This is a genomic window from Streptomyces sp. NPDC028419 (genome assembly GCF_055565515.1).
The window spans coordinates 103,474-125,738 of record NZ_JBVHUE010000001.1 but is presented as its reverse complement, the minus strand read 5'-3'; the positions used below and the strand labels follow the sequence as shown (position 1 = coordinate 125,738).

General features: G+C 71.7%; 20 protein-coding genes and 3 tRNA genes. 18 read left to right on the top strand and 5 right to left on the bottom strand.

Annotation, left to right across the window (positions count from 1 at the left end):
- Positions 1-2: 2 nt before the first annotated feature.
- Entirely contained in the window at positions 3-605 is a 603-nt protein-coding gene (locus ACZ4UB_RS00635; protein ID WP_468067376.1) for an ATP-binding protein, read from the bottom strand.
- Between the two features lie 85 nt (positions 606-690).
- Positions 691-1,527, bottom strand: a complete 837-nt coding sequence (locus ACZ4UB_RS00630) for a glycerophosphodiester phosphodiesterase (protein ID WP_468067375.1) — start codon at positions 1,525-1,527, stop codon at positions 691-693.
- Positions 1,528-1,768: 241 nt separating this feature from the next.
- On the opposite strand from ACZ4UB_RS00630, the gene ACZ4UB_RS00625 reads away from it, so the two are divergent.
- The 15 genes from ACZ4UB_RS00625 to ACZ4UB_RS00555 all read left to right on the top strand — a co-directional run bounded on the left by ACZ4UB_RS00625 (position 1,769) and on the right by ACZ4UB_RS00555 (position 16,618).
- Positions 1,769-3,367 carry a S1C family serine protease gene (locus ACZ4UB_RS00625; RefSeq protein WP_468067374.1) on the top strand — a complete coding sequence of 533 codons (1,599 nt, stop codon included), beginning with the start codon at positions 1,769-1,771 and terminating at the stop codon, positions 3,365-3,367.
- Positions 3,368-3,539: 172 nt separating this feature from the next.
- Complete coding sequence (locus tag ACZ4UB_RS00620; protein WP_354378917.1) at positions 3,540-4,445, top strand: LysR family transcriptional regulator; 906 nt, start codon at positions 3,540-3,542, stop codon at positions 4,443-4,445.
- A gap of 101 nt (positions 4,446-4,546) precedes the next feature.
- The gene (locus ACZ4UB_RS00615) at positions 4,547-5,101 is read left to right on the top strand and encodes a cysteine dioxygenase family protein (RefSeq protein WP_354378918.1); all 555 of its coding nucleotides are present in this window, start codon (positions 4,547-4,549) and stop codon (positions 5,099-5,101) included.
- Positions 5,101-6,153 carry a YeiH family protein gene (locus ACZ4UB_RS00610; RefSeq protein ID WP_468067373.1) on the top strand — a complete coding sequence of 351 codons (1,053 nt, stop codon included), beginning with the start codon at positions 5,101-5,103 and terminating at the stop codon, positions 6,151-6,153. Before ACZ4UB_RS00615 ends, ACZ4UB_RS00610 begins: the two co-directional genes overlap by 1 nt.
- A gap of 188 nt (positions 6,154-6,341) precedes the next feature.
- Positions 6,342-7,304, top strand: coding sequence for a trypsin-like serine peptidase (locus ACZ4UB_RS00605; RefSeq protein ID WP_468067371.1), 963 nt, complete (start codon positions 6,342-6,344; stop codon positions 7,302-7,304).
- Between the two features lie 46 nt (positions 7,305-7,350).
- Positions 7,351-7,437, top strand: a tRNA-Ser gene (locus ACZ4UB_RS00600).
- Positions 7,438-7,646: 209 nt separating this feature from the next.
- Positions 7,647-7,988, top strand: coding sequence for a DUF6344 domain-containing protein (locus ACZ4UB_RS00595; protein WP_468067370.1), 342 nt, complete (start codon positions 7,647-7,649; stop codon positions 7,986-7,988).
- 683 nt (positions 7,989-8,671) lie between these two features.
- On the top strand, positions 8,672-8,983 hold the full coding sequence (locus tag ACZ4UB_RS00590) for a hypothetical protein (RefSeq protein ID WP_354378922.1): 312 nt from the start codon (positions 8,672-8,674) through the stop codon (positions 8,981-8,983).
- A gap of 154 nt (positions 8,984-9,137) precedes the next feature.
- Positions 9,138-10,304: an acyl-CoA dehydrogenase family protein gene (locus tag ACZ4UB_RS00585; protein WP_468067368.1), complete on the top strand. Its 1,167-nt coding sequence runs from the start codon at positions 9,138-9,140 to the stop codon at positions 10,302-10,304.
- Between the two features lie 98 nt (positions 10,305-10,402).
- Positions 10,403-11,314: a bifunctional MaoC family dehydratase N-terminal/OB-fold nucleic acid binding domain-containing protein gene (locus ACZ4UB_RS00580; protein ID WP_468067717.1), complete on the top strand. Its 912-nt coding sequence runs from the start codon at positions 10,403-10,405 to the stop codon at positions 11,312-11,314.
- A complete protein-coding gene (locus ACZ4UB_RS00575; RefSeq protein WP_468067367.1) occupies positions 11,314-12,369 on the top strand; it encodes an acyl-CoA dehydrogenase family protein in 1,056 nt (351 codons plus the stop codon). The genes ACZ4UB_RS00580 and ACZ4UB_RS00575 overlap by 1 nt, the downstream gene beginning before the upstream one ends.
- 18 nt (positions 12,370-12,387) lie before the next feature.
- Positions 12,388-12,780: a MaoC family dehydratase gene (locus ACZ4UB_RS00570; protein WP_468067716.1), complete on the top strand. Its 393-nt coding sequence runs from the start codon at positions 12,388-12,390 to the stop codon at positions 12,778-12,780.
- Positions 12,777-13,943, top strand: coding sequence for a lipid-transfer protein (locus tag ACZ4UB_RS00565; RefSeq protein WP_468067366.1), 1,167 nt, complete (start codon positions 12,777-12,779; stop codon positions 13,941-13,943). Before ACZ4UB_RS00570 ends, ACZ4UB_RS00565 begins: the two co-directional genes overlap by 4 nt.
- Before the next feature lie 343 nt (positions 13,944-14,286).
- The gene (locus ACZ4UB_RS00560; RefSeq protein WP_468067364.1) at positions 14,287-14,850 is read left to right on the top strand and encodes a SigE family RNA polymerase sigma factor; all 564 of its coding nucleotides are present in this window, start codon (positions 14,287-14,289) and stop codon (positions 14,848-14,850) included.
- 118 nt (positions 14,851-14,968) lie between these two features.
- On the top strand, positions 14,969-16,618 hold the full coding sequence (locus ACZ4UB_RS00555; RefSeq protein WP_468067363.1) for a long-chain fatty acid--CoA ligase: 1,650 nt from the start codon (positions 14,969-14,971) through the stop codon (positions 16,616-16,618).
- 51 nt (positions 16,619-16,669) lie between these two features.
- On the opposite strand, the gene ACZ4UB_RS00550 is transcribed toward ACZ4UB_RS00555, so the two are convergent.
- The 3 genes from ACZ4UB_RS00550 to ACZ4UB_RS00540 all read right to left on the bottom strand — a co-directional run bounded on the left by ACZ4UB_RS00550 (position 16,670) and on the right by ACZ4UB_RS00540 (position 21,126).
- On the bottom strand, positions 16,670-17,245 hold the full coding sequence (locus ACZ4UB_RS00550) for an antibiotic biosynthesis monooxygenase (RefSeq protein ID WP_468067362.1): 576 nt from the start codon (positions 17,243-17,245) through the stop codon (positions 16,670-16,672).
- Between the two features lie 13 nt (positions 17,246-17,258).
- Positions 17,259-20,567 carry a response regulator gene (locus ACZ4UB_RS00545; protein WP_468067361.1) on the bottom strand — a complete coding sequence of 1,103 codons (3,309 nt, stop codon included), beginning with the start codon at positions 20,565-20,567 and terminating at the stop codon, positions 17,259-17,261.
- Between the two features lie 130 nt (positions 20,568-20,697).
- The gene (locus ACZ4UB_RS00540; protein WP_468067360.1) at positions 20,698-21,126 is read right to left on the bottom strand and encodes an SSI family serine proteinase inhibitor; all 429 of its coding nucleotides are present in this window, start codon (positions 21,124-21,126) and stop codon (positions 20,698-20,700) included.
- A 189-nt stretch (positions 21,127-21,315) separates the two neighbouring features.
- Between ACZ4UB_RS00540 and ACZ4UB_RS00535 the strand changes: the two genes are divergently transcribed.
- From ACZ4UB_RS00535 to ACZ4UB_RS00525, 3 genes are all read left to right on the top strand, one after another.
- Positions 21,316-21,406, top strand: a tRNA-Ser gene (locus tag ACZ4UB_RS00535).
- A gap of 261 nt (positions 21,407-21,667) precedes the next feature.
- A tRNA-Arg gene (locus tag ACZ4UB_RS00530) sits at positions 21,668-21,740 on the top strand.
- A gap of 87 nt (positions 21,741-21,827) precedes the next feature.
- Entirely contained in the window at positions 21,828-22,193 is a 366-nt protein-coding gene (locus ACZ4UB_RS00525) for a PH domain-containing protein (RefSeq protein ID WP_330331580.1), read from the top strand.
- Positions 22,194-22,265: the final 72 nt, after the last annotated feature.

Below are 22,265 nucleotides of genomic sequence, written 5' to 3'. Positions count from 1 at the left end.
GGTCAGGGATCCAGGTCGTCGAAGGGGGCGCCGAAGCCGATCGCGGGCGCAGCGACGCGCGTAGCGAAATCGTCGTGACGGGGTCCGCACGCGACCGTCACCCATACGGTGACCTCGCCGCCCGCGCCGTCCCGCACGCCCCAGTCCTGGGCGAGGGCGCTGATGATGTTCAGCCCCCGGCCACCGCGCGCGGTGACCGAAGGCGTGGCCGGAACCGGACGGGTGGGCCCGCCCCCGTCCGTGACCTCGACCGTCAGTCGCCCCGCCTTGTCGACGCGCCATGCGGCGCGTATGTCCCCGTCGCCGATCTCCTGAGTGCCCAGGGGCCTGCCGTGCCGGCAGGCGTTGCTGAGCAGTTCGGAAAGGATCAGGACGGCATCGTCCACGACCGAATCGGGCAGTCCGCCGATACGCAATTGCTCACGCATGCGGTGCCTCGCCGTACCCACGCCCGCAGGGCCATGGGGTACGGCCATGCACGACGACGTGGGCACCTCCTGTGCCATCACCAACGTCACCCCCGGAACCTCCTTAGCCCCACGCCATGGTCTGGATGCCCCATTGGCCTGGACCGGAAACCGCCGTGGAGGTGGCCTCTGACGCATTCATGACGACTGAATGCGGAGCGGATGCGCCGGGGCACACCCTGTCACGAGAGGGGAAGGGGGGACGGGTGGGCAAAAGGGGGCGTCAGCGACCAAGTTGTGACAGAACTTGGCGGGGTCGGTTCGTAATGATTGCTTCGACACCCAGATCAGCGCAGAGCTGAACGTCTTCGGGTTCGTTCACGGTCCACACGTGCACCGAGTGCCCGGCGGCTTGAAGTTTGCGGATGAAGCCGGGGTGGTTGCGGACGATCCGCATGCCCGGCCCGGCGATCCGGACCCCGGCGGGCAGCCGCCCGTCGCGCATCCGGGGCGATACGAACTGCATCAGGTACACGGTCGGGATCGTCGGCGCGGCCGCGCGGACCCGGTGCAGGGAGCGCGCGGAGAAGCTCATGATCCGTACGGGGTGCGGGCCCTCGGTCGGCGGGGAATCCAGGCCGAAGCGCTTGAGGAGGAACAGCAGCCGCTCCTCCACCTGTCCGGCCCAGCGGGTCGGGTGCTTCGTCTCGATCGCGAGCTGCACCGGCCGCCCGGCGTCCGCGACCAGCTCCAGCAGCCGCTCCAGGGTGAGCACGGAGGTGCGCTCCGGATCGGGCTCCTTGCCGTACTCGCCGGCGGCGCCCGCTCCGGCGTCCCAGTCGGGGGATTCCTCGCGGTCCTTCCAGGAGCCGAAGTCGAGGGCGGCGAGATCGGCCAGTTCCAGGGCCGAGACCGCGCCGCGGCCGTTGGACGTGCGGTTCACCCGGCGGTCGTGGACCAGCACGAGATGGCCGTCGGCGGTGAGCCGGACGTCGCATTCGAGCGCGTCCGCTCCGTCCTCGACGGCTTTGCGGTAGGCGGCCAGGGTGTGCTCGGGGGCGTCCTCCGAGGCGCCGCGGTGGGCGACGACCTGGATGGGGCGCGGCGTTGCGTGGGTCACCGGGTCATGGTGCCAGGGTCCGGCCCTCCGGCGTGGGGCGGGCCCCTGGAGATGCGTCCGAAATGCCCGGCATAAAGGATGGGGTCAGGACGCACAGGTCCGGCTTACAGTGCTCTGACGGTTGATGGGAAAGGCTTTGCCCAGGAACTTGTATGACCGGTCGAACGTTCACCCGGACCGATGTCCCGCCGGATGTACCGTCCGATATCCAGCACGCCGTGTGTGACGAGGAGAGAGCGCTGTGAGCACCGAGAACGAGGGCACCGCGGCCCCGACGCCCCCCGCGGCCCCGTCCGCACCTCCCGTGCCGGTGGCCGCGCCGACCCCCGAGCCGGTGGCCCCGGCGGATGCGGCCCCCGTGGACGCACCGCCCGTGGACATGGGCAAGGCACCGGTCGCCGCCGACCAGGGGTACGCCGCCGCGCCCGGCGCGGCCGAGCCCGCGACCCAGCAGCTGCCGCCGACCCCGCCGCCCGGGGCCGAGCCGACCCAGCAGCTGCCGCAGACCCCCGCCGCGGACCCGTACGGGGCTCCGGCCGCGGCTCCGGTCCCGGGCCCGCCCGCGGCTCCGTACGGCGCTCCCGCCGCGCACGGCGCCGAGGCCTGGCCGCCGCCCCCGCCGGCCGTTCCGGCGTACGGAGCCGGCGGCCACGACGGTGGCAACGGCGCCGGGGTCTGGGGCGCGCCCCCGCTCGGCGACGGCGCTCCGCAGCACAAGGCGAAGGGCCGGGGCGGCCTGATCGCGGCCGTGCTCGCGGCCGCTCTGCTCGCGGGTGGGGTGGGCGGCGGCATCGGCTACAAGCTCGCCGACGGCAGCCTCGACGGTTCCGGCTCCACCACGGTCAACTCCTCCGGCGAGGCGCCCAAGGACCTCAAGCGCGAGCCCGGTTCGATCGCGGGCCTGGCGGCCAAGGCGCTGCCCAGCGTCGTGACCATCGAGGCCCAGGGCGGTGACGGCGAAGGCGGTACGGGTACCGGCTTCGTCTACGACCAGGAGGGCCACATCCTGACCAACAACCACGTCGTGGCCTCCGCCGCCAACGGTGGCAAGCTCTCCGCCACCTTCTCCAACGGCAAGAAGTTCGACGCCGAGGTCGTGGGCCGGGCCCAGGGCTACGACGTGGCCGTGCTGAAGCTGAAGAACCCGCCCACCGGGCTCAACCCGCTCCAGCTCGGTGACTCCGACAAGGTCGCCGTCGGCGACACGACCATCGCGATCGGCGCGCCCTTCGGCCTGTCGAACACGGTGACCACCGGCATCGTCAGCGCCAAGAACCGCCCTGTGGCCTCCGGCGACGGCGCCAGCAACAAGAACTCGTACATGAGCGCCCTCCAGACGGACGCCTCGATCAACCCGGGCAACTCCGGCGGTCCGCTGCTCGACGGGCGCGGCGCGGTCATCGGCATCAACTCCGCCATCCAGTCGGCGGGCAACGGCGGCTTCGGCGGCGGCCAGGCCGGTTCGATCGGCCTCGGCTTCGCGATCCCGATCAACCAGGCGAAGAACGTCGCCCAGCAGCTCATCAAGACCGGCAAGCCGACCTACCCGGTGATCGGCGTCTCCGTGGACCTCCAGTCCAAGACGGACGGCGCGAAGATCTCCGAGCAGGGCGCCGCGGCCAACGAGCTGGTCGACCCGGCCGGTCCGGCGGGCAAGGCCGGCCTCAAGCCCGGCGACGTGATCACCCAGTTCGGTGACAAGACGATCGACAGCGGCCCGACGCTCATCAGTGAGATCTGGACGTACAAGCCCGGTGACACGGTGAAGCTGACGTACTTGCGCGGTGGAAAGCCGACCACGGTCGACATCACGCTCGGGTCGCGGGTCGGCGACAAGTGATTCGGGGCCAGTGATCCAGGGCCGATGAACCCGGGCGGGTGAGCCCGGGCGAATGACCCCGGGCGAGTGATCCCGGGCGACGGATGGGTCGGGCCACAGGAAATCCTGTCGGGAGGGGCCGTAGGCGCGATTGTGCCCACGGCCCCTCCCAACGTCCGCTTATGCTTCGGTCGTGTTCGATTCGCGGCACATACGCACGTTTCACGAGGTGGTCGCCTCCGGGTCGTACTCGGCGGCCGCCCGCGTCTTGGGCTATACCCAGCCCGCGATCACCCAGCAGATGAAGGCCCTGGAGCGGGCCGTCGGCACCCCGCTGTTCACCCGGGTCGGTCGCCGCATGCAGCTCACCGAGGCGGGGAATTCGCTGGCCAGGCACGCGGAATCGATCCTCGGATCCCTCTCCGCCGCCGAAGCGCAGATGAAGGCCTACGCGCGACTGCGTGCCGGCAGGGTCCGGCTGTGCGGATTCCCCAGCGTCAATGTCACCCTCGTCCCCGAGGCGCTCAGCGGGCTCGCCAAGGACCACCCCGGCGTGCAGGTGGAGCTGTTGGAAGGGGAACCCCCGGACTCACTGCGCAGGCTGGAGCGCGGGGAGTGCGACATCACGCTGGCCTTCACCTATCCCGGTCTCCACGAGGAGATACCGGAGGAGGTGGCCGAGGTGAAGCTGCTGGAGGACCAGCTGACGGTGCTGCTGCCGACCGGCCACCCCCTGGCCCGCCGGCGCGCCGTGCACCTGGCGGACCTGGCGGAGGAGCGCTGGATCGCGGGCTGCCCGCGCTGCCGGGCCAACCTGCTGCACGAGTGCGCCGAGCTGGGGTTCGTCCCCGACATCCGGTTCTCCACCGACGACAACCTGGTCGTGCAGAGCCTGGTGGCCCAAGGGCTCGGTGTGGCCATGATGCCCGCGCTGGTTCTTCCCTCGCTCTCCCTGAACAAGGTGTGCGGACGGCCGCTGGCGCCGATGGCCCGCCGCCACATCGCCGCCTACGTCTACCGGGACCACCTGCGGATACCGGCGACGGCCGCCGTCCTGGACGAGCTGAAGCGGGTGGCCGCCAACCGCGTCGGCTGCTGACCCGACGAACGTCACCCTTCCCCCAATCCATAAGCGGCCCTTGGGATTTCGGGTAGAAACTGTCGTTGGACGTGATGGATCGGCTGCCGGATGCTGCCGATATGACCACCACCACGCCGGCCCGTACCACTGCGAGGATGGCCGCCCTCGTCGCTGAGATCCGTACGGTCGTGGACCGGGGGCTCGCACCCGACCTCACCGCCTACCTGGTCGGAGAGCTCGTCGCGCCGCAGCTGGGTACGCCCGACCTGCTCACCGACGAGCAGCGCGAGGGCCACACCGACCGCTACCGCCAGCACATCCTGCACGCGGAGCCGGACGGCAGCTTCTCGGTGGTGGCACTGGTGTGGCTGCCCGGTCAGGAGACGAGCATCCACGACCACGTGTCGTGGTGCGTGGCGGGAGTCCACGAGGGCACGGAGAGCGAACGGCGCTACCGGCTCGCCCCGGCGACGGGCACCACGGGAGCCCGGCTGGTGGCCACCGAGGAGATCCTCAACGGCCCTGGCGACGTCTGCGGGTTCGCGCCCCCCGGCGACATCCACAAGGTGCGCAACTCCTGTCGCACCAAGGCGATATCCCTCCACGTCTACGGCGCCGACGTCGCCCGCCTGGGAAGCAGCGTCCGGCGCGTCTACACGCTCCCCACCGACTGATGGCGCTGCTGCACCGGCCCACACCGCGCATCGGTGGGGATCGGCCTGTTTCACGTGAAACACCCACTTCCTGGCCCGGATTGGCGGCCGCGGTGGTCGGGGCCGCGCTCGCCTGGGCGGTTCATTGGCTCGTGCCCGCGGTGCCGTGGCTCACCGCGTCGGTGGTGCTGGGCATCGCCGCCGCGCATCTGCCCCGGATCCGGACCTTCGTCCGCGGAGCCGCCCGGCCGGGCCTTTCGCTCGCCGGTCGACGGCTGATGCGGATCGGCATCGTCCTGCTGGGCCTGGGGCTCGGTCTGGACGACGTGTTGGGGCTGGGCTGGGCCACGGTGGCCATGGTCGTCGCGGTGGTCGCCGCGACCTTCCTGGGCACGCTGTGGCTGGGCCGGCGGCTCGGGCTGCGCGGGGACCAGCCGCTGCTGATCGCGACGGGGTACTCGATCTGCGGAGCCTCGGCGATCGGTGCGGTCAGCGAGGTCTCCGGCAGCGACGAGGAGGACGTGGCCGCCTCGGTGGCCCTGGTCACCTTGTGCGGCACCCTCGCCATCGCGGTCCTGCCGCTGCTCCAGGGGCCGTTGGGGCTCACCGACCCGGAGTTCGGCCGGTGGGTGGGGGCCAGCGTGCACGACGTCGGCCAGGTCGTGGCCACCGCTCAGACCGCCGGGCCGGACGCGCTCGGGGAGGCCGTCCTCGTCAAGCTGATGCGGGTGGCCCTGCTGGCCCCGCTGGTGGCCGCCGTGGCCTTCTCGGTACGGGCCCGCCGGCGCGGGGTGCGGACCGCCTCGGGGCGGCGGCCGACACCGGTTCCGCTGTTCGTCGCCGGGTTCCTGGCGGCGGCCGCACTGCGCGCCACCGGAGTCGTGCCCGAGGCCGCACTGGGGTGGGCCCACTCGGCGCAGGAGGCCCTGCTGGCTGCCGCGCTCTTCGGCCTGGGGAGCGCGGTGCACCTGCCGACGCTGGCGCGGACCGGGGGGCGGGCCGCGGTGCTGGGCCTGAGCTCGTGGGCCGTGGTGGCCGGGGTCTCGTACGCCGGGGTCCTGCTCACCATGTAGCGGGCGGAGAGGCCGAGTTCAGCCGTATCGGGCCGAACCGGCCAATCGGCGTGACACCCCGCTGACAATCGCGCACCACCGTGCCACGCTGCCCGGGCAAGCCGCACTGCCGATCCGCACCGACCACTCTTCCTACCCCACCCCTGCCCGGGTCCCACGGGCCCTGGGCACGGCAGAAGGAGTCATGCGTGAATCGTCATCGAACGGCCGCGTCCGTCCTCCTGGCCGCAGGCGCCCTGATAGCGGGCGTGCTCACGGCCGCGCCCGCGTCCGCGGCGTCCCCCCTCACCCCGGACCCCGGCTTCTGGACGGCGGCCCGGATGAGGGCGGCCACCCCGCTCGACGTGACGGCGGCCCCCGGATCCACCCGCGGCGCGCCGACGGCGGTCGCCGGCCCCACGACGTTCGCCCCGACCGCTCCGTCCGCTCCGTCCGCCCCGTCGGCCCATGACGCGTCCCCGAGCGCGTTCCCGCAGGCGGGCGGCGCCTGGACGGGCGGCGGCGCGATCGTGAAGACCTCCGGCCGGGTCTTCTTCACCATGGGCGACCGCACGGCCTCTTGCTCCGGCGACTCGATCACCAGCGCCAACGGCAGCACCGTCATCACCGCCGGCCACTGCGTGAAGTACCAGGGCGCCTGGCACACCAACTGGATCTTCGTCCCGGCGTACAACAACGGCAGCGCGCCGTACGGCCAGTGGTCCGCCACCAAGACCTTCTCGACCGACCAGTGGGTGGCGAGCGAGGACATGAACATGGACGTCGGCCTCGCGGTGGTCGCCCCGCTCGGCGGCCGCAAGCTCAGCGAGGTCGTCGGGGCCCAGGGCATCCAGTTCAACGGTGGCTACAACAAGAAGATGTACTCCTTCGGCTTCCCCGCGGCCGCTCCGTACGACGGCACGAAGCTCGTCTACTGCAGCGGCAACACGGGCAAGGACTTCCTCCTCACCAAGGACCACAGCCTGTCCTGCAACATGACGGGCGGCTCCAGCGGTGGCCCCTGGCTCCAGAACTTCGACGAGGCCTCCGGCCTCGGCACGCAGGTCTCGGTGAACAGCTTCGGCTACACCTTCCTGCCGAACCGGATGTACGGCCCGTACTTCGGCGACGAGGTGAAGGCGGCCTACGACAGGGCCCAGACCTCCTCCTGACCACAGCCCCCGCGCACCCCACCTGCCCGGTACTCTGTACCCGCCAGGTGGGTTGCCCGAGCGGCCTAAGGGAACGGTCTTGAAAACCGTCGTGGCAGCGATGTCACCGTGGGTTCAAATCCCACACCCACCGCACTGCAGACGAACGGCCCCTGACCGGAAAACCCGGTCAGGGGCCGTTCTGCGTCCGGTTCTGTGGGGGCTCCGCAAGTGGTGATGGGCCGACCGAGTGGTGTTTGTCGGAAGATCGGCGCGGGTGTGGGACTCGCTGCGCTTGCGGTCACATCATGACGAATGTATTCAGATCCGCCCGTCGGAACATCCTGGAATGAGGGGTTCGTCATGGCCAACAGCAGCACCTTCAAGTCGATCTGGACCAGTGTCCTCGCCGCACTCGTGGCGCTCTTCGCAGCCCTGGGTCTCGGTGGCAGCGTCGCCGCTCCCGTCGCAGCTTCCGTCTCCGCTCCCGCCGTCCCGGCCGGATCCGCGGCGCGGACGACGGCGGTGCCGTCCCGGCGGAGCTGGAGGGCGATGATGCGCGGCGGATCGCTGCCGCCGACCATCGCCCAGCGGATCCGCGCCGAAGCCCACGGTTCCACCCCCTCCGTACGCAGCCGCTCCACGACCGCCGCCTCCCACGCCCAGTCGGACCGCTCCCGGGACGCGTTGGAACTCGTCGCCTGACGTGCGGTGCGGAGTAGTGCGGAAGCAGTGCGGAACGCGGCAGTGCAGAAGTGCGGCAGTCCAGTGGTGCAGGAGTGGGCTTGGTCGTCAGGTCGGGCCAGGTCGGACCGTTCGTCGGTAGCAGGTAGCAGGTAGCAGGTAGCAGGTAGCAGGTAGCAGGTAGCAGGTAGGGCGTAGGACGCAGTACGCGGTTTCGTGGGACAGCCAGCCCGATCAGTGGTGCGCCGGTCGTTCGCGCACGGTCGGGCAGTGACTTCAGGTGGACAGCAGGTCGGCGAGAGCGCCCGTGGGGGCGTACCGCTCGGCCACCCCGGCGAGCGCCGGGGGCGTGCAGGGGGCGCGCGAGCGCGTGTGCAGGACCGCAGACCCGGGAGACGGTGGGGTTCCCGGACGGAGCGGTCCTCTTTGGCATGCCCGGGGCCAGTGGGATTGGCGGAACGGTTCGCCTCTTGTGTGCCGGGGGTTTCGCCCGTTGCGCGTGCGCTGATCTGGGGCGCTGGGGGCGCGAATGGGGTTTATCCGATGTTGCTCATGCTTGCGGGGGAATCGTGGGCTCCGGGGTGGTTCGCCGGGGATTCGGTGGGCAACTCTGGTCCAGCGACGTCGTCACTACGGAACGATCGAGGCGGTCGGCCAACTGCCTTGGAAACACCCCCATTTCAGGTTCTCTGGAGGATAAAGACATGGCAAGCATCCGTACCGCCCGCGTCATCGCCACCGTCGCTGCGCTCCCCTTCGCCCTCGCCCTCTTCGGCGGGGTGGCGCACGCCGACAACGGCGGCTTCGCGAACGACGGGTCGAATGCGAGCGTCGCCAGCATCATCGGCAGCGGCGTGGGCGGGAACAACCACGGCAACTCCGCCACCACGCAGCAGGTGGCCACCGGCGCCGGCGCGTCCAACCAGAACAACTCCGCGCAGGTCAACGGCTCCGCCTTCACCGCGATCCATCAGGCGAACAGCAACGTGGCGGTGAACTTCCACCCCTGGTGGTAGCCGCCCCGTGAGCGCTGAGGGCGCCCGTGCGACCGGACCGGCTGGGGTCCGGTAGGCGCGGGCGCCCTCGCGCGTTCCCGACCTTGACATCGACAGGGAATCTGACGGACAGTCAGGTTCACTTGATGATGTGTGATGCCGGGAGGCCTGCGCCGTGCACCTCGCCCCGACCGAAGACCAGTTGCGGCTGCGTGCCGAACTGCGCGAGTACTTCCAGAACGTGATGCCGGACGGTGCGCCCCAGGACCCCGCGGGGCAGCGCGCGCTGCTGCGGCGCATCGGCGCCGACGGTCTGCTCGGCCTCGGTTGGCCCGTCGAGTACGGCGGTCAAGGGCGCGGCGCCGACGAGCAGTTCGTCTTCTTCGACGAGGCGTACCGGGCCGGAGCGCCCGTCTCCATGGTCACGCTCAACACCGTCGGCCCGACGCTGATGCGGTACGGGACCCAGGAGCAGAAGGAGTTCTTTCTCCCCCGGATCCTCACGGGAGAGATCGTCTTCGCGATCGGCTACTCGGAACCGGAGGCCGGCACCGACCTCGCCTCCCTGCGCACCAGGGCCGTGCGGGACGACTCCGGGTCGGAGCGGGGCGAGTGGGTGATCGACGGGCAGAAGATCTTCACCTCGAACGCCCAGAACGCCGACTGGATCTGGCTCGCCTGCCGCACGGACCCGCAGGCCCCCAAGCACAAGGGCATCTCCATCATCCTCGTGCCCACGGACGCCCCGGGCTTCTCCTGGACGCCGATCGACACCGTCGGTGGTCTGACCACCACCTCGACCTACTACGACGGCATCCGCGTGCCGGCCGGGAACCTCGTCGGCCCCGAGCACGGCGGGTGGGGCCTCATCACCAACCAACTGAACCACGAGCGCGTCGCCCTCGCCGCGATCGGGATGCAGGCCGAGGACTTCTACGACGCCGCCCTGACCCATGCCCGCACGGCGGACCCCGTCACCGGCGAGCGCCCGGCCGACCGGCCCTGGGTGCGGTCCCGGCTCGCGGAGGCACACGCGCGGCTGGCCGCCGTACGCCTGCTGAACTGGCGCCTCGTCCAGGACGTGGGCGCCGACAGTCTGGCCCCCGGTGATGCGAGCGGAGTGAAGTTCCTGGGCACCGAGTCGACCGTCGAGGTGTACCGGATGTGCCAGGAAGTGGTGGGCGAGGAGGCCCTCGTACGCGGTCCGGCGGCCTTCGCGGGCGGCGAGCTGGAGCGGATGAACCGCGCCGCGCAGATCAACACCTTCGGCGGCGGGGTCAGCGAGGTCCAGCGCGAGATCGTCGCCATGATGCGGCTCGGCATGAAGGGGAGGAAGCGGTGACCGCGACCACACGGAACCAGGGCCAGGGCGAAGGCCAGGCCCACGGCCAGGGCGAAGGACAAGAGCGGACGGAGACCGGAGGCGGGCCGGCGGACGCGCTGTACCCGCTGCTCAAGGCCTTCGAGGGGCGGGCCGCGGCCACCTCGGGCCGGGGCAAGGACGCGGTCAACGAGCCGATGATCCGGCATTGGTGCGAGGCGATGGGCGACACCAACCCGGCCTACACCGGTCCCGACGCGGTGGCTCCGCCCACCATGCTCCAGGCCTGGACGATGGGCGGGCTCTCCGGCCACACCGACCGTTCCTCCGCCTACGACGAGCTGTTCGTCCTCCTCGACGGCGCCGGATTCACCTCCGTGGTCGCCACCGACTGCGAGCAGGAGTACCTGCGACCCCTGCGGCCCGGCGACGAGGTCACCTTCGACGCCGTGATCGAATCCGTCTCCCCCCGCAAGACCACCAAGCTGGGCACCGGGCACTTCGTGACGACCCGGATGGACGTCCGCGCCGGCGGCGAACCCGCCGGCACCCACCGCTTCCGCATCCTGAAGTACGCCCCCGCCCCCGCCCCCCGACGCGAAGACCCGGCTCAGGCCCAAGCCAAGGCCAAGGCCCTGCGCCCCCGCCCCGTCGTCAACCGCGACAACCGGGGCTTCTGGGACGGGGTCCAGGAACACCGGCTGCTCATCCAGCGCTGCGCCTCCTGCGCGGCCCTCCGCTTCCCCTGGCTCCCGGGCTGCAACGACTGCGCCGGCCTGGACTGGGACACCGTCGAGGCGTCCGGCGCCGGAACGGTCTTCAGCTACGTCGTCATGCACCACCCGCCCTTCCCCGCCTTCGACCCCCCGTACGCGGTGGCGGTCGTGGAACTCGCCGAAGGCGTCCGGATGGTCAGCAACATCACCGGCGTCCCCTACGACAAGGTGCGCATCGGCATGCCCGTCCAGCTGGAGTTCCTGCGGGTCGACGAGGAACTGGAACTGCCCGTCTTCCGGGGGAGTGAGGGCTGATGGACTTCCGGCCCACCGAGGAGCAGGCCGCCGCCATCGGTCTCGCCGCGCAGATCTTCCGGGACCTGGCGACCCACGAGCGCCTCGCCGCCGCGGGCACCGGGACCGACGCCGAACTGTGGAAGGCCCTGGCGGGGTCCGGGCTGATCGCGGCGGTCGAGGAGGTCGGACTGCTCGGCCTGGTGCTGCTGCTGGAGGAGCAGGGCCGCACCACCGCCCAGGTCCCCTTCGCCGCCACCTGCACGTACGGGCTGCTCGCCGTCGCCGCCCACGGCAGCGCCGAGCAGCGCGCCCGGCTGCTGCCCGCACTCGCCGCCGGCGAGGCGGTGGCCACCGGCGCCTTCCCGGCGCGCGGCCGATTCACCGCGGACGCGCACGGCCGGCTGACCGGGTCGGCCCAGGCCGTGCCGTGGCTGCGCGATGCCACGCACGTCCTGGTCCCGAGCGCCGACCGGCAGCTGTGGCTCGTGCGGGCGGACGCACCCGGTGCCGAGACGGTCCCGCAGGAGACCACCGCCCCGTGGTCGGCCGGTCGGCTGGTCCTGGACGGCGCCGAAGCCGAACGACTCGGCGACGGCGGTGCCGGCGACGCGGGCGGGGACGGCGACGCCTACGCGGCGGTGCTCGCGAGCGCGCGCACCGCCTTCGCCGGCCTCCAGGCGGGCGTCTGCGCGGGCTCGCTGGCCCGGGCCGTCGCCCACACCGGCGAACGCGAGCAGTTCGGCCGCCCGCTCTCCACCAACCAGGGGGTCATGCTGCGCGCCGCGGACGCGTACATGGACACCGAGGCCATCCGGGTGACGGCGTACGAGGCGGCGTGGCGCATCGACCAAGGGCTCCCCGCGCACGAGCACGCGCTGACCGCCGCCTGGTGGGCCTCGGAAGCGGGCAAGCGGGTCGTGCACGCGGGCCAGCACCTGCACGGCGGGATGGGCGCCGACCTGGACCACCCCGTACACCGGCACTTCCTCTGGGGGCGCCAGCTGGACGCGTACCTCGGCTGTGGCAGCGAACTACTGGCGGAACTGGGCGCCGTACTGGCGCAGGAGGGCTGAGGGATGAGAGCCGACGCGATGAGGGTGGGCGACAGCCTGCCGCCGCTGGAGATACCGGTCACGCGCACGCTGATCGTCGCGGGCGCGATCGCCTCCCGCGACTACCAGGACGTGCACCACGACGCTTCGCTGGCGCGGGAGAAGGGCTCTCCGGACATCTTCATGAACATCCTGACGACCAACGGGCTGGTCGGCCGCTACGTCACCGACCACCTCGGGCCGAGCGTCGTGCTGCGCAGGGTGGCGATCCGCCTCGGCGCGCCGAACTATCCGGGCGACACGATGACCCTCACCGGTACGGTCACCGCCGTCGCCGAGGACACCGTCGAGATCAAGGTGGTCGGCGCCAACGGCATCGGCCACCACGTCACCGGCACGGTCACCGCGACCCTGGCGGAGGGCGCGGCATGAGCGTCCACGCCCGGGACTCCCTCGGGGGCCGCGCCGCCATCGCCGGGATCGGCGCGACCGAGTTCTCCAAGGACTCGGGACGCAGCGAACTGCGCCTCGCCGTCGAGGCCGTGCACGCCGCGCTCGACGACGCGGGGCTCACCCCCGCCGATGTGGACGGCATGGTCACCTTCACGATGGACACCAGCCCCGAGATCACCGTCGCCCAGGCCGCCGGCATCGGGGAACTGTCCTTCTTCTCCCGCGTCCACTACGGCGGCGGGGCGGCCTGCGCCACCGTGCAACAGGCCGCGCTGGCCGTGGCGACCGGAGTCGCCGAGGTCGTCGTCTGCTACCGCGCCTTCAACGAGCGCAGCGGCCGTCGCTTCGGGTCCGGGGTGCAGCAGCGCGAGCCGTCCGCGGAGGGCGCGGCGCTCGGCTGGTCCCTGCCCTTCGGCCTGCTCACCCCGGCCTCCTGGGTGGCGATGGCCGCGCAGCGCTACCTGCACGCGTACGGGCTGACCCCCGAGGCCTTCGGACACGTGGCCGTCACCGGCCGCCGGCACGCCGCCACCAACCCGGCCGCCTGGTTCCACGGCAAGCCGATCACCCTCGCCGATCACGCCGCCTCGCGCTGGATCGTCGAGCCCTTGCGGCTGCTGGACTGCTGCCAGGAGACGGACGGCGGTCAGGCGATCGTCGTCACGAGCGTGGAGCGGGCCCGCGAGCTGCGCCGGGCACCCGTCGTCATCACCGCGGCGGCACAGGGGGCGGGGCGCCGCCAGGAGGCGATGACGAGCTTCTACCGGGACGACCTCACTGGCCTGCCGGAGATGGACGTGGTGGCCCGGCAGCTGTGGCGGACCAGCGGGCTGCGCCCCTCCGACATCGACGTCGCCATCCTCTACGACCACTTCACGCCCTTCGTGCTGATGCAGTTGGAGGAGTTCGGCTTCTGCAAGCCGGGGGAGGCCGCCGATTACGTCGCCGCCGACGCGCTCCCCCTCAACACCCACGGTGGCCAGCTCGGCGAGGCGTACCTGCACGGCATGAACGGCATCGCCGAGGCGGTGCGCCAGCTGCGCGGCAGCTCGGTCAACCAGGTCGCGGGCGCGGCCCACGCCCTGGTCACGGCCGGAACCGGGGTGCCGACCTCCGGCCTGGTCCTGGGTGTCGACGCCTAGGCCCTGTCGTCAAAGTGCCGTCTGCCTCGCGACGCCTGGCACGCACTCTCGCCGCACCGGGCGAAAGCCAAGTACGTCCAGTACGCGGGCTTCCGCCCGGCACGGCGAGAGCACGCACCAGACGCCGCGGGGCCGCCCTTCGGGCGACGACGGCACTTTGACGACAGGACCTAGGACGGCTCCGGGGCCCGGGCGGGGTAGGCCGCGGAGCGCCAGGTGCGCGGTCCCCCGCCTCCTCCACCTACAGGAGGTGGGGGAAACCCCCGGCCTACAACCTGAGAGGGACGCGGTTTCGGCACCTGCGGCCGATCCCCCGAGCTGCCGCCGCTCCTAGCGTGGGGGTATGACCACGCCAGTGTGCACGTACGCATCGAACCAGTCGTCGCACCCGTCGTCGTACCGGTCGCACCCGTCGTACCCGTCGTTCTCGTCGTACGTACGGACCCGGGGGACGTCCCTGATGCGTACGGCGCGCTCGCTGACCGCCAACCCGTGCGATGCCGAGGACCTGCTGCAGACGGCCCTCGCCAAGACCTACGTCGCGTGGGACCGGATCGAGGACCACCGGGCCCTCGACGGCTACGTCCGCCGGACCCTGGTCAACACCCGCACCTCCCAGTGGCGCAAGCGCAAGGTCGACGAGTTCTCCTGCGACGAGCTGCCCGAGACGGACGTGGCGCCGGCCGCCGATCCCGCCGAGGCGCAGGCACTGCGCGACGCGATGTGGCGCGCGGTGACCCGGCTGCCCGACCGGCAGCGGGCCATGGTGGTGCTGCGCTATTACGAGGACCTGAGCGAGGCCCAGACCGCCGAGCTGCTCGGGGTCTCGGTCGGCACGGTCAAGAGCGCCGTCTCCCGGGCCCTGGTCAAGCTGCGCGAGGATCCGGAGCTGACCCCGGTCCGCTGATGTTTCACGTGAAACAGCGACTCTCCCTCTCCGGGTAGTGACATGCCGAGCGGTACGTGAGCAGAATCGGCAGCATCCGTAGCCGCCGCAGCGCTGCAGCGCCCACCGGGAGGACGCTTTGCTGAGCACCATGCAGGACGTACCACTGCTTGTCAGCCGCATACTTCGACACGGCATGACGATCCACGGAAAGTCCCAGGTCACGACCTGGACCGGGGAGGCCGAGCCGCACCGGCGCAGCTTCGCGGAGATCGGTGTCCGAGCCACCCGGCTGGCCAACGCCCTGCGGGACGAGCTGGGTGTTCAGCAGGACGACCGCGTGGCGACGCTGATGTGGAACAACGCCGAGCACGTGGAGGCGTACTTCGCGATCCCCTCCATGGGGGCGATCCTGCACACCCTGAACCTCAGGCTGCCCCCCGAGCAGCTGGTCTTCATCGTGAACCACGCCGTCGACCGGGTCGTGCTCGTCAACGGCACCCTGCTGCCGCTGCTGGCTCCGCTGCTGCCGCACCTGCCCACCATCGACCACGTCGTGGTGTCGGGCATCGGTGACCGCTCGGTGCTCGACGGTCTGGGCGTCCAGGTGCACGAGTACGAGGACCTGCTGGCCGGCCGCCCGGACACCTACGCCTGGCCGGAGCTGGACGAACGCCATGCCGCCGCCATGTGTTACACCTCCGGCACCACCGGGGACCCCAAGGGCGTCATCTACTCCCACCGCTCCATCTACCTGCACTCCATGCAGGTCAACATGACCGAGTCGATGGGCCTGACCGACCGCGACACCAGCCTCATCGTGGTCCCGCAGTTCCACGTCAACGCCTGGGGCCTGCCGCACGCCACCTTCATGACCGGCATCAACATGCTGATGCCGGACCGCTTCCTGCAGGCCGCTCCGCTCGCCGAGATGATCGAGCGCGAGCGCCCCACGCACGCGGCGGCCGTCCCCACGATCTGGCAGGGGCTGCTCGCCGAGGTCACCGCGCACCCGCGCGACCTGACCTCCATGAAGCACGTGACCATCGGCGGCTCGGCCTGCCCGCCCTCCCTCATGGAGGCGTACGACAAGCTCGGCGTCCGCGTATGCCACGCCTGGGGCATGACCGAGACCTCCCCGCTGGGCACCATGGCCCACCCGCCGGCCGGTCTGAGCGCCGAGGAGGAGTGGCCCTACCGTCTCACCCAGGGACGCTTCCCGGCGGGCGTGGAACCGCGGCTCGTCGGCCCGGGCGGCGACGTGCTCCCCTGGGACGGCGAGTCCGCCGGCGAGCTGGAGGTGCGCGGCAACTGGATCGCGGGCGCCTACTTCGGCGGTGCGACGGGCGAACCGCTGCGTCCCGAGGACAAGTTCAGCGCCGACGGCTGGCTCAAGACGGGTGACGTCGGCGTGATCAGCCCCGATGGCTTCCTGACGCTGACGGACCGGGCCAAGGACGTCATCAAGTCCGGCGGGGAATGGATCTCCAGCGTCGAATTGGAGAACGCCATCATGGCCCACCCAGAGGTCGCCGAGGCGGCCGTGGTGGCCGTCCCGGACGAGAAGTGGGGCGAGCGGCCGCTGGCCACGGTGGTCCTCAAGGAGGGCGCGACGGTTGACTACGCCGGCCTGCGGGCCTTCCTCGCCCTGTCCATCGCCAAGTGGCAGCTGCCGGAGCGCTGGTCGATCATCGAGTCCGTACCGAAGACGAGCGTGGGCAAGTTCGACAAGAAGGTGATCCGCAAGCAGTACGCGGAAGGCGCCCTGGACGTCGCCACGCTCGACTAGCCGGCCCCGCGGCTGACCACGGGGGGCCCGGACGGCTCCGGGCCCGCCGGGTCAGCCGCGCGTGAGCCACGGCCGCAGCAGTTTGCTGACGGCGGGCATCGCGACGTACGTCATCAGGGTGCTGAAGACGACGGCGAAGGCGGCCGTCCGCAGCACGAAGTGCACGTTCACGAGGTAGGGCCCGAGCAGCGCGTTGCCGAGCAGCGAGATCGGGAAGATGGCCAGGCCCGAACTGACCGCCATCTTCCAGCGCGGCGGCGCCGGCCGGGTGGTACCGGGCTTGGCGAACCACGTCTCCATGCCGTGCAGTTCGCGCCGGGCTATCTCGGTGTGGTGATGGCCGTGGCAGTTGGCGAACCACTCGGACCGCTCGGCGGAGTCCTGCCACCGCTGGAAGGCCGCCTGATGGCGGAAGCGGTGGACGAGGAACCACGGCCCGCCCTCGGTCGCCGGGCGGAACAAGCCGTACCCGAGGTGGTCCGGGAAGGTCGCCGCGGTCTCCAGGATCCCGCGCGCCCAGACCTCGAACGCCTCCTCGTGGCCCGGCTCCACCTGCCGGGCGATGAGGAGGCTCACCTCTCCGTTGTCGGCGGGGACGGTGTGCTCGGTCGTGTCGATGATGGCCATCGGACCAGGGTGGCTAATTGGTCCCGATCTTGGCGAGCAGGTCCACGATGCGGCCCTGCACCTCCGCCGTGGTGGACCGTTCGGCGAGGAACAGCACGCTCTCGCCCGAGCCCAGCCGCGGCAACTCGGACGGGTCGATCCCGGCCGTCGTGTAGACGACGAGCGGGGTCCGGTTCAACTGCCCGTTGGCGCGCAGCCAGTCCACGATCCCGGCCCGCCGTCGACGGACCTGCATCAGGTCCATGACCACGAGGTTCGGCCGCATCCGGCTGGCCAGGTCCACCGCGTCGGTGTCGGCGCCCGCCCGCGCCACCTGCATCCCGCGCCGCTCCAGGGCGGCGGTGAGCGCGGTGGCGATCTCGTCGTGCTGCTCGATCAGCAGCACGCGGGAGGGGTGCTGCTCGCTGTCGCGCGGAGCGAGCGCCTTGAGGAGCACGGCGGGATCCGCGCCGTACGCCGCTTCGCGCGTCGCGTGCCCCAGCCCGGCCGTCACCAGGACGGGCACCTCGGCGGCGACGGCGGCCTGGCGCAGTGACTGAAGAGCGGTCCGGGTGATGGGTCCGGTCAGCGGGTCCACGAACAGCGCGGCGGGGAACGCGGCGATCTGCGCGTCCACTTCCTCGCGCGAGTGCACGATCACCGGGCGGTAGCCGCGCTCGCTCAGCGCCTGTTCGGTCTGTACGTCCGGGGCGGGCCAGACCAACAGTCGCCGCGGGTTGTCCAGCGGCTCGGGCGGCAGCTCGTCGTCCATCGGGCGCGGTGCGGGCCGGTTGACCACCTCGACGGCGCCACCGGGCCCGTCGAGCGGCTCGGGGCCCTCCGCGGCGCCGGCTTCGGGTGCTCCTATGGCGAAGGCCCGACCCTGGGGCGCGGGTTCGGACAGCCGCCGCCTGCGGCCGGAGCCGGAGTCCACGGCAATGCCCTGGCCCAGGGTGCTGCCCAGGGGGCGCACGCTGATCGGCTGGCCGGCCGGAGCCTGGGCCGCGGTGTCCGCGGACTGCCGGGCACCGGGCAGCGCCACCGAGGCGGCCGGCTCCTCCTCCTCGGGAGCGGTCCGCGCGGCAGGGACCGGCCAGGCGGGGGTGGCCGGTAGGGCCCGGCGGCGCCCGGTGGGCGACTCGGGGGAAGCGTCGGGCTCCGCCGTGACCGGCGGCGCGGCCTTGGCCGGTGCCGGGGGCGCGAGGGGGGCCTGCGGAACGGCAGCCTGCGGAGCGGCGGCCGCCTGCGGTGCGGCGGCCTGCGGGGCGAGGGGCTGCGGGCTGCCGAGCGCCCGCCGGACACCGGCGTTGCTGGTCCCGGTGCCGGGTACGGGAGCCGCGGGCGCCAGGCCCGTGGCGGGCACCGGCTGTGAGGGGCGGTCCGCCGCGTCGTTGCCCTGCGCGGGGCCCAGCGCGCGGCGGCGGCCCGCGGGGGCCTCGCCGGGCGGTCCCTGCACGGGAGCGGGCGGGAGGGCGGGCATGCCCTGCGGGGGCACCGGCCGCCGGGCCGGGCCGTCCGCGGGTCCGTTGCCGCCGGTGGCGCCCTCCGCGTCACCGCTGTCGCCGTCACCGGCACGGCCGCGCCGGCGACCCGTACCGAGACCGGCCGGGTTCACCGGGGACGGGGCCAGACCGCCGCCCGCGGGGGCGTCGGCGGCGTCCACGGCATCGCCCGCGCGGCGCCGCCCGGACGGCAGCGCGAGCGCGCCGCCCGAACCGGGCTCTGCCGCGGCGGGCTGACCGGAACGGACCTCGTCGTCGAGGAAGGCGTCCACGCCGCGCCGGGCCCGACGGCCACCGGGACCGTCCCCCGCGCCGTCCTTGCCCGCGTCGTCCTTGCCCCGGCCGACCGCCGCGGGCTCGGGCGGCGGGTCCGGCAGGGTCACCGTGCCCGCCCCCGCCCCCAGGGGAAGTTCCAGGACGAACGCACCGCCGGGCGCGCCGGGCACCTTCACGGTCTGGAGGACTCCGCCGTGCGCGGCCACGATGCCCCGCACGATCGGCTCGTGCACCGCGTTGCCGCCGCTGTACGGGCCGCGCACCTCGATCCGTACGACCTCGCCGCGCTGCGCGGCGGCGACCACGATCGTCGAGTCCGTGTAGCCACTGCCCTGAGGGGTCTTGCCGGTGGCGTCCACCCCGGCGACGTCCGCGATCAGGTGGGCCAGCGCCGTGGAGATCCGGTCCGCGTCCACCTCGGCCTCGATGGTCGGGGCGTGGACGGCGAACTGCACGCGCCCCGGCCCGATCAGTTCGACCGCTCCGTCGACGCCGGCCGTGACGACCCCGTCGATCAGCACCTTCTTCTTCGCGAGCTTCTCGGTGCCCGCGTCCAGCCGCTGGAAGCCCAGCACGTTGTCGACCAGCGTGGTCATCCGGGCGTAGCCCGCCGACAGGTGGTGCAGCAGTTGGTTCGCCTCGGGCCACAACTGCCCGGCGTCGTCCGCGGCCAGGGTGGCCAGTTCGCCCCGCAGCTCCTCCAGCGGGCCCCGCAGGGAGTCGCCGAGGACCGCCAGCAGCTGCGCGTGGCGCGCCGCCAGGGCGTCGTAGGGGCGCCGGTCGGTGAAGGTCATCACGGCCCCCACCAGCAGCTCTCCGTCGCGCACCGGTGAGGTCGTCAGGTCGACGGCGACGGGCTTGCCGCTCTTGTTCCACAGCACTTGTCCGCGCACCCGGTGCTTGCGTCCGCTGCGCAGGGTGTCGGCGAGCGGGGACTCGTCGAAGGGGAACGGGGAACCGTCGGCGCGCGAGTGCTGGATCAGGCCGTGCAGTTCGCGGTTGCCCAGGTCGGTCGCGCGGTATCCGAGGATCTGCGCGGCGGCCGGATTGACCAGCACCACGCGTCCCTCGGTGTCCGTGCCGACGACGCCCTCGGCGGCGGCGCGCAGGATCATCTCGGTCTGGCGCTGCGAGCGGGCCAGCTCGTTCTCGGTGTCGAGGGTTCCCGTGAGGTCACGGACGACGAGCATCAGCAGCTCGTCGCCCGTGTAACCGGGGCTCGGGTCGCGGTAGGCGTCGCGGCCGTCGAGGTTGGCGCTGGTGACCTCGACCGGGAACTCGCTGCCGTCGGTGCGGCGCGCGACCATGCGCGTCGGCGTGGCGCGCTGTTCCTTGTCCTCGTCGGGACGGCGCATGGAACCCGGGATCAGCTTCGAGTCGAATCCGGGCAGGAGGTCGAGCACTCCGCGCCCCACGAGTCCCGTTCCGGGACTCTCCAGCATCTCGAGCGCGATCGAATTGGCGTTGACGACTGTGCCGTTGGCGTTCACGAGCAACAGTGCGTCAGGAAGAGCGTCGAGTATTGCTGCGAGGCGAGCAGCGCCTCGGGATGGCCTGCTGCTCACGACGAGCTTCCTCCCTGACCACGACTACCGGCATGTCACGGGAGGAGTCTAAGGCCACCTCCCCCCGGCGGGGCGGCGGATGCGATGCCCGAGTCGGGCATATCCCGCATCCCGACCGCATCCTCCCTGGTCAGGAACGCGCACTCGGAAGCAGAGGTTCCAAGTCGTTCCACCGACGGATCTCGCACCCGTTGCTGCGGTCGAACCGGGCGTTCACCTCGTGTCCGTGCCAGGTTCCGGTGACCCGGGCGGTCGCCGGCCCGCCGTCCTGCTGGGTGCAGAGCTGCCGCTTCGAGACCGGGGCGAAGGGGTCTTTGCGTTCCTTGGCGAGTTCGGCGAGCCGCGCGCACGCCTTGGCCGCCTGCGGGTGCGTACCGCTCGGCGGCGGACCGCACTCCAGTCGGTACTCCCCGTCCGCGCGCGGATTGCCGGTGGAGGACACGCTGACGGTGAGCCGGTCGGGTGGCGCGAGCAGGCCCAGGGGCAGCGGTGGGAGGGGTCCGGTGGCGGCGGCGGCCAGGGCGGAGGTGGTGACGGCGAAGGCGGCGAGACGCAGCATGGGGCACTCCAGGTCGTCCGTACGTCGTACGCCTGCCCAACGACGCGCCCGCCCCGATGTTCCGTGGGCAATGCGTGCTCTTAAGGCTTTGCCCTGGGGGCTTGCTGCCTAGTACCGTAAGAGCGGATTGGTGAGCGGCCCTGCGCCTGTGTCATCATCTGCACGCACCTTCGTACGCGGGGGTGTGCTGGAGGCGTCGCCTAGTCCGGTCTATGGCGCCGCACTGCTAATGCGGTTTGGGGCTTACCCCCCATCGAGGGTTCAAATCCCTCCGCCTCCGCACCTCACCGAAGCCCCGGTCCTCTTGGACCGGGGCTTCGGTGCGTTCGGGGCGCGGTCGGTGCGTTCCGGGTGCGGGAGGCGGCGCAGACCCTCGCTGTCCGAGCCGTGGAGGCGCGGGGGACACCCGCCGGGGAATCACCCGTTCCAGGGCGTTTCCGCAGGTCAGGGGCCATGTGGCTAATGGATTTCGCGTCCCGCCGAGGTCCATGTATTGTTGTTCTCGCAAGGCCAACGGGGCGCAAAACCCCGGGAAGCACAAGCACTCGTAGCTTAACGGATAGAGCATCTGACTACGGATCAGAAGGTTGCAGGTTCGAATCCTGCCGAGTGCACAGCCCAAGAGGCCCCCTGGAGAAATCCAGGGGGCCTCTTGCGTTGAACCTGTCGGTGAGCCTGTCAACGGAACGAGGGGGGCCCTCATGGGTCTGTTCGGGAACGCGCACACGGTCGACCCCGTGTCGGCGCAGCGGGACTACGCGCGGCTGCTGGGGCACGGGGAGCAGGTGCACGCCGCGTACTTGTTGATACGCGACACGATCCTCTTCACCGACCGGCGGCTCGTGCTGGTCGACAAGCAGGGGATCACGGGCAAGAAGGTGGAGTACCACTCGGTGCCCTACCGCAGCATCACGCACTTCTCGGTGGAGACGGCCGGGCACTTCGATCTGGACGCCGAGCTGAAGATCTGGATCTCGGGCACCGCGGCGCCCCTCCAGAAGACCTTCACCAAGGGCGTCGACATCTATGAGGTCCAGGCGATCCTGACGCAGTTCGTCGCCCGCTAGCGAGAGCGGGCCGAATGAAATTTGGCCCGATGGTGGTATTGCAGGATGGGGTACCGTCTCGGTGAGGGGTCG

What these genes read in the sequence shown, in the direction of transcription:
- ACZ4UB_RS00635 (WP_468067376.1), bottom strand. Translation starts at nt 605, where the DNA reads ATGCGTCAGAGGCCACCTCCACGGCGGTTTCCGGTCCAGGCCAATGGG.
- ACZ4UB_RS00615 (WP_354378918.1), top strand. Translation starts at nt 4,547, where the DNA reads ATGACCACCACCACGCCGGCCCGTACCACTGCGAGGATGGCCGCCCTC.
- ACZ4UB_RS00610 (WP_468067373.1), top strand. Translation starts at nt 5,101, where the DNA reads ATGGCGCTGCTGCACCGGCCCACACCGCGCATCGGTGGGGATCGGCCT.
- ACZ4UB_RS00595 (WP_468067370.1), top strand. Translation starts at nt 7,647, where the DNA reads ATGGCCAACAGCAGCACCTTCAAGTCGATCTGGACCAGTGTCCTCGCC.
- ACZ4UB_RS00590 (WP_354378922.1), top strand. Translation starts at nt 8,672, where the DNA reads ATGGCAAGCATCCGTACCGCCCGCGTCATCGCCACCGTCGCTGCGCTC.
- ACZ4UB_RS00575 (WP_468067367.1), top strand. Translation starts at nt 11,314, where the DNA reads ATGGACTTCCGGCCCACCGAGGAGCAGGCCGCCGCCATCGGTCTCGCC.
- ACZ4UB_RS00570 (WP_468067716.1), top strand. Translation starts at nt 12,388, where the DNA reads ATGAGGGTGGGCGACAGCCTGCCGCCGCTGGAGATACCGGTCACGCGC.
- ACZ4UB_RS00565 (WP_468067366.1), top strand. Translation starts at nt 12,777, where the DNA reads ATGAGCGTCCACGCCCGGGACTCCCTCGGGGGCCGCGCCGCCATCGCC.
- ACZ4UB_RS00560 (WP_468067364.1), top strand. Translation starts at nt 14,287, where the DNA reads ATGACCACGCCAGTGTGCACGTACGCATCGAACCAGTCGTCGCACCCG.
- ACZ4UB_RS00550 (WP_468067362.1), bottom strand. Translation starts at nt 17,245, where the DNA reads ATGGCCATCATCGACACGACCGAGCACACCGTCCCCGCCGACAACGGA.
- ACZ4UB_RS00540 (WP_468067360.1), bottom strand. Translation starts at nt 21,126, where the DNA reads ATGCTGCGTCTCGCCGCCTTCGCCGTCACCACCTCCGCCCTGGCCGCC.
- ACZ4UB_RS00525 (WP_330331580.1), top strand. Translation starts at nt 21,828, where the DNA reads ATGGGTCTGTTCGGGAACGCGCACACGGTCGACCCCGTGTCGGCGCAG.